The organism is Novacetimonas maltaceti, from assembly GCF_002906255.1.
Lineage (GTDB): Bacteria > Pseudomonadota > Alphaproteobacteria > Acetobacterales > Acetobacteraceae > Novacetimonas > Novacetimonas maltaceti.
Genome location: NZ_POTC01000098.1, coordinates 1 through 4856, shown reverse-complemented (window position 1 = coordinate 4856; position 4856 = coordinate 1). Strand labels below are relative to the sequence as shown.

The window sequence follows — 4856 nt, the reverse complement described above, 5'->3', positions numbered from 1 at the left end:
CCGCCGCGTCAAAAAACAGAAAGGACAGATCCTCTTCTTGACCGCCCGCCCGACTGTGCCTGAAATAGCATCTGGCTGGGTCAATTCCTGATGAAAAACCCGGGTCAGTTCTCAGTGAAAATCAACAGTCTCACGGATCAGATCGAGCAGATCGCCGAATTCACCCGTGCCGGCATCGGTCCAGCGACCAGCCGCGCCCCGCCCTTCCGAGGGACCATGCAGGCGCACATAGAGCGACCGTCCCGGTGTATTGCGCACGTCGCCGACCAGCCAGTAATTGCCATGCCGCCGTCCGGCAGAGAGGTATTGACGGCACACCGCCTCCGCCTGTTCGGAGAGGCGACGTGAAAGATCCCGCGCATCATGATCCGCCATCATGCCGCCTCCCTTTCCGTCACGCGTTCGATCGGCCATGTCTCGAACAGTCGTTCGAGAACCTTATCCCCGACCTCATCGACCGGCACGAAAAACCGTAATGACCACGAGATGATTTCCGAAAACAGGCCATAGGCCCGCAACCGTTCCCGCATCCCTTCGGTAAAACCGGTCAGTTCGATACGCATGCGCCCCATAACCCGGACCCGCCGCACCTGCATCCGTTCGGCCAGCTGGAGGACCGTTCCACCGTCCAGCAGTGCAGCGCGCGCGTCCTGCCCGGACAGCGACAGACTGCCAGTCGCCCTGGCACTCGTGGCCCACGCCACGGGCACGCGCCGGCCAAGCACGCGCTCGGGCAATGGTGGAAAGAAAACGCTTTTCCGCCTTCACGTCCGTGGCGATCGGTCGGAACAGGGGCGGCTGCGCCTGGTTGGTCCGGTTGGTACGCCCCAGGCCCTGAATGGCAGCATCGGCCTTCCAGCCGGGCTCCAGCAGATAGTGTACGCGCAGACGGCGGTTCGCAGCCGAAAGTTCGGCATGATAGGACCGGCCAGTACCTCCTGCATCCGAGAAGACCAGAATGCGCTTGGCATCATCCATGAATGCCTGTGTCTCGATCAGGCTGGCCGCTGCTGGCCTGCTTTCCACGGCAAGCCGGTCCCCCTTGCGCACCACGCGGCGCGAGCGGCCAGTCACCTCGGCGACAGAGTCCGTGCCAAAATGCTGGATGATCTGGTCGAGTGCGCCGGGCAGTGCCGGGAGTGCGGCAAGCTGTTCGATCATCGCATCACGCCGGGCCACGGTCTCGCGGCTCAGGACAGGCTTGCCGTCATGAAACACTGGCCGCGAATACACATGGTCAGACCCATCGCTATAGGGCTCATAAAGCTGAACCGGGAAGGAATGTTCCAGATACCCAAGGACATACTCCCGCGGGGTCACGTCGATCCGCAGATCATTCCAGTCTTCCGGCGAGATCTCCGCCAGCCTGCGTTCGGTCAGCGCTTCGCCTGTGGAGACAAGCTGGATGACGGCGGAGTGGCCTTCGGCCAGATCGCGCTCGATCGAGCGGATCAGGGTCACGGTCTTCATGGCCGTGATCAGATGGTTGAAAAAGCGCTGCTTGGTGCTTTCGAAGGCAGACCGTGCTGCCGCCTTGGCCTGACGATTCAGCGTACCGTCCGTGCCGGTAATATTGGCGGCCTGCATGGCGGCGTCGAGATTGTTATGAATGACCATGAACGCACGTGCGAAAGCATCATAAATGCGGATCTGCTCCGGCGTGAGCTGATGCTCGACCAGTTCATATTCCACGCCGTCGTATGAGAGCGAGCGGGCGGCATAGAGGCCCATGGCCTTGAGATCGCGCGCCAGCACCTCCATGGCCGCCACACCGCACGCCTCGATGGCGGCGATGAAATCGGCCCGCGTCACAAAGGGAAAATCCTCTCCGCCCCAGAGGCCCAGACGCTGGGCATAGGCCAGATTGTGGACCGACGTAGCACCCGTGGCGGAGACATAGACCACCCGCGCGTCCGGCAGGACATGTTGCAGACGCAGCCCCGCACGGCCCTGCAAGGAAGCTTCCTGATCGCCCCGCTCTCCTTTACCGCCGGCGGCGTTCTGCATGGAATGCGCTTCATCGAAGATGATGACCCCGTCGAAATCAGCGCCCAGCCACTCGACGATCTGCTGGACGCGGGAGGCTTTCGCGCCGCGTTCTTCCGTGCGGAGTGTGGCATAGGTCGTGAACAGAATGCCCTCGGTCAGACGGATGGCGTTACCCTGCGGAAAGCGGGACTGGGGCGTGACCAGCAGCCGCTCCATCCCCAGCGCCGACCAGTCGCGCTGCGCGTCTTCGAGAAGCTTGTCGGATTTCGACACCCAGACAGCGCGCCTGCGGCCGTTGAGCCAGTTGTCGAGAATGATACCCGCGACCTGGCGGCCCTTTCCGGTGCCGGTGCCGTCGCCGAGAAACCAGCCACGACGGAAGCGGACGCCGTCGGGGTCATCCTCACCGACACGAGCGAGAACATCCCATGTCTGATCGGCTTTCCATCGACCTGCCAGATAGCGATCATGGGCCTCGCCGGCATAGATGACGGATTCCAGCTGTGCGTCAGAGAGCAGGCCGTCACGGATGACGGCATCAGGGAGGGTTGGCTTGTGGGAAGGCCCGGGCGGGCGCACCGAGGCCATGGCGGCTGACTGGACCAGTTTGGTGGGGTGTGGCCGCGCACCGGGAATTGCGATGGTCTGGAGGCGATAATCCTCATAGAGCGCGTCAGACAGACGTGTCGTCGCGGTTCCGTCTCCGTCCGGCGGCAGGATCTCGTAGGACAGGAACGCACCCTGCATCTCCGAGACCGTCCTTTGGCGGGATGCGACGGCTGCCTTGCGCCCGAGATAGCCCCGCACGGTGCGAGGCGAGGAGAGAGCAGCAGAGCGTGACACTGCCGACGACTGGTGCGCCTGTGGCTGACGGGACGGCAGATCACCGGTGATCCAGCCCAGCAGCGTCGGAAAATCGGTAGCCGTGCCACGGGCCGCGACAAAATGCGAGGGTTCGGAAGCGGGTATGCGGTCGAACACCAGGACCCGCGTTTCGACAGCCGTTCCATGTTGCCGGTACAGATGCCCTGCCACGCCGGCCGAAAACACCAGACGTGCCTTGGCCTGCAGAGTGGTGAAGCCATCGGTCCATCGCGGGTTGTCGGGGCAGAAGGACGCACCGGTCAGGGCGACAAGCCGCCCACCGGTCTTCAGTCGGTCGAGTGCGGAGGCGATATGCCGGAACGTCGTGTCAGGCGCCCGCCCCGCCACATGGACCGTCGCAGAAAAGGGCGGGTTCATGATGACGACATCCGGCTGAGCGCTCTCGGGCAGATAATCGTGGATCTGGGCGGCGTCATGCCGGAACAGGCGGGCTGCCGGAAACAGCGCGGTCAGCAGGTCGGAACGGCCCGGTGCGTATTCATTGAGGGTCAGGGCCGCACCCGCCAGTTCGGCGAAGACGGCCAGAAGACCGGTTCCTGCGGAGGGCTCCAGCACATGCTCGCCGCGCCCGATATCTGCCGCACGAGCAAGGCAGAAAGCCAGCGGCAACGGCGTCGAGAACTGTTGCCAGGTCTGGCTGTCGTCCGAGCGGCGCGTCTGCGAGGGGAGAAGGGACGCCAGACGCGTGATACGGGCCAGCAGATCCACGTCGTCGGATGCGCTGGTCATAAGGGCCGGTCCGTAGCGGCGCAGAAACAGGACGGACGCGGCCTCGGCGGCGTCATAGGCCATCTTCCAGTCCCATGCGCCCGTTGCATCAGCCGCGTTGAAGGCGGTTTCCATGGCGTGACGCAGTCGGCTGGCGTCGAGCGTCTCCCCGCGTTCGAGGTGGGACAAAAGCAACCCCGCGGCGGCAAAACCCCGCAGGTCGGGAGTTGGTGTGACAGGGCAATCCATAACGGTGGTCTCCGGGAGGGAAGGAGGAACGGTCCCGGCACGCCTCTCTCCCGCGCCGGAACCACCCGGCCCAAAACAGCCCTCTCCCTCCCCGCCCCATCCAACGGGGACAGCATGGGGCTTGAAGCCGCCACAATCTCCCCGTAACGGTTCTGTGAGGCTCACGCCTGAACCATTCGTACAGAAGGCATTGCGCATGAAGATTTCAGAACTGGTCGACCAGATCGCCGAGACGACCGACGCCAGCAAGACCGATACCCGCAAGGTGCTCGACGCCCTCGTGGAAGCGATGACCGCTGCCGCCAAAAAGGGCGAGGAGATCTCGCTGCCCGATTTTGGCAAGTTCAAGGTGAAGGACGTGCCGGCCCGCGAGGGACGCAATCCGGCGACCGGCGACAAGATCCAGATCGCGGCGTCGCGCAAGCTGTCGTTCACACCTGCCAAAGCCCTGAAAGACGCGCTGAACGGCTGAAAACACTCCCTCCCCGGTGGTCCCGTCAAACAGGAGGATGTCCTATTTTTGTGGATCGGAATGTCCTGTTTCTGTTACTGTGCAGGACCATCAGGGAGGTCCATTGAGGTCATCATGACCCAGCTACGTCGCACCAGAACGCTGAAAGAGCGGCTGAAGACACGCATTCGCCGCGCGCGCGGCGACGTCTTCGTGCCGCGTGACTTCGCCGATCTCGGCGAATATAACAGTGTCAAAAGAGCCCTTCGACAGCTCATTGTCGAAGGCGAGATCGCGCGTCTGGGCTACGGGGTCTATGCCCGCGTAAAAACGAACGGCCTGACTGGTCGGCCGATGCTTGCCGTCCGCGGCGGCTTCGATGGAGCCGTGCGTCAGACTCTCAGCAAACTGAAGGTCGACTGGCGGGAGTCCGATACGGTCCGACAATACAATAACGGGCGCACGACACAGGTTCAGGCCAATCCGGTCTTCGAAGTCCAGAGCCGGTTCAACCGGAAGCTGCGCTATCGAAATCTTGAGGCGCGGTTTGAAAAGCCTTACGCCTGATCTGCTC

3 protein-coding genes and 1 pseudogene are annotated in these 4856 nt (G+C 63.1%); 2 read left to right on the top strand and 2 right to left on the bottom strand.

Annotation, left to right across the window (positions count from 1 at the left end):
* Positions 1-123: 123 nt before the first annotated feature.
* Both KMAL_RS16020 and KMAL_RS16015 read right to left on the bottom strand, forming a co-directional pair.
* Positions 124-375: pseudogene (locus KMAL_RS16020) on the bottom strand (DNA primase); the annotation flags it as partial.
* A 75-nt stretch (positions 376-450) separates the two neighbouring features.
* Positions 451-3831, bottom strand: a complete 3381-nt coding sequence (locus KMAL_RS16015) for a strawberry notch-like NTP hydrolase domain-containing protein (RefSeq protein ID WP_110096476.1) — start codon at positions 3829-3831, stop codon at positions 451-453.
* A 190-nt stretch (positions 3832-4021) separates the two neighbouring features.
* Here KMAL_RS16015 and KMAL_RS16010 point away from each other — a divergent pair, with 190 nt between their 5' ends.
* Together KMAL_RS16010 and KMAL_RS17050 are read left to right on the top strand one after the other, a co-directional pair.
* Positions 4022-4303 carry an HU family DNA-binding protein gene (locus KMAL_RS16010; protein WP_269448780.1) on the top strand — a complete coding sequence of 94 codons (282 nt, stop codon included), beginning with the start codon at positions 4022-4024 and terminating at the stop codon, positions 4301-4303.
* Positions 4304-4417: 114 nt separating this feature from the next.
* Positions 4418-4849: a DUF6088 family protein gene (locus KMAL_RS17050; protein ID WP_025825773.1), complete on the top strand. Its 432-nt coding sequence runs from the start codon at positions 4418-4420 to the stop codon at positions 4847-4849.
* Positions 4850-4856: the final 7 nt, after the last annotated feature.

Bases quoted from the DNA above. Each gene is read 5' to 3' on its own strand.
- KMAL_RS16015 (WP_110096476.1), bottom strand. From the start codon at position 3,831: ATGGATTGCCCTGTCACACCAACTCCCGACCTGCGGGGTTTTGCCGCC.
- KMAL_RS17050 (WP_025825773.1), top strand. From the start codon at position 4,418: ATGACCCAGCTACGTCGCACCAGAACGCTGAAAGAGCGGCTGAAGACA.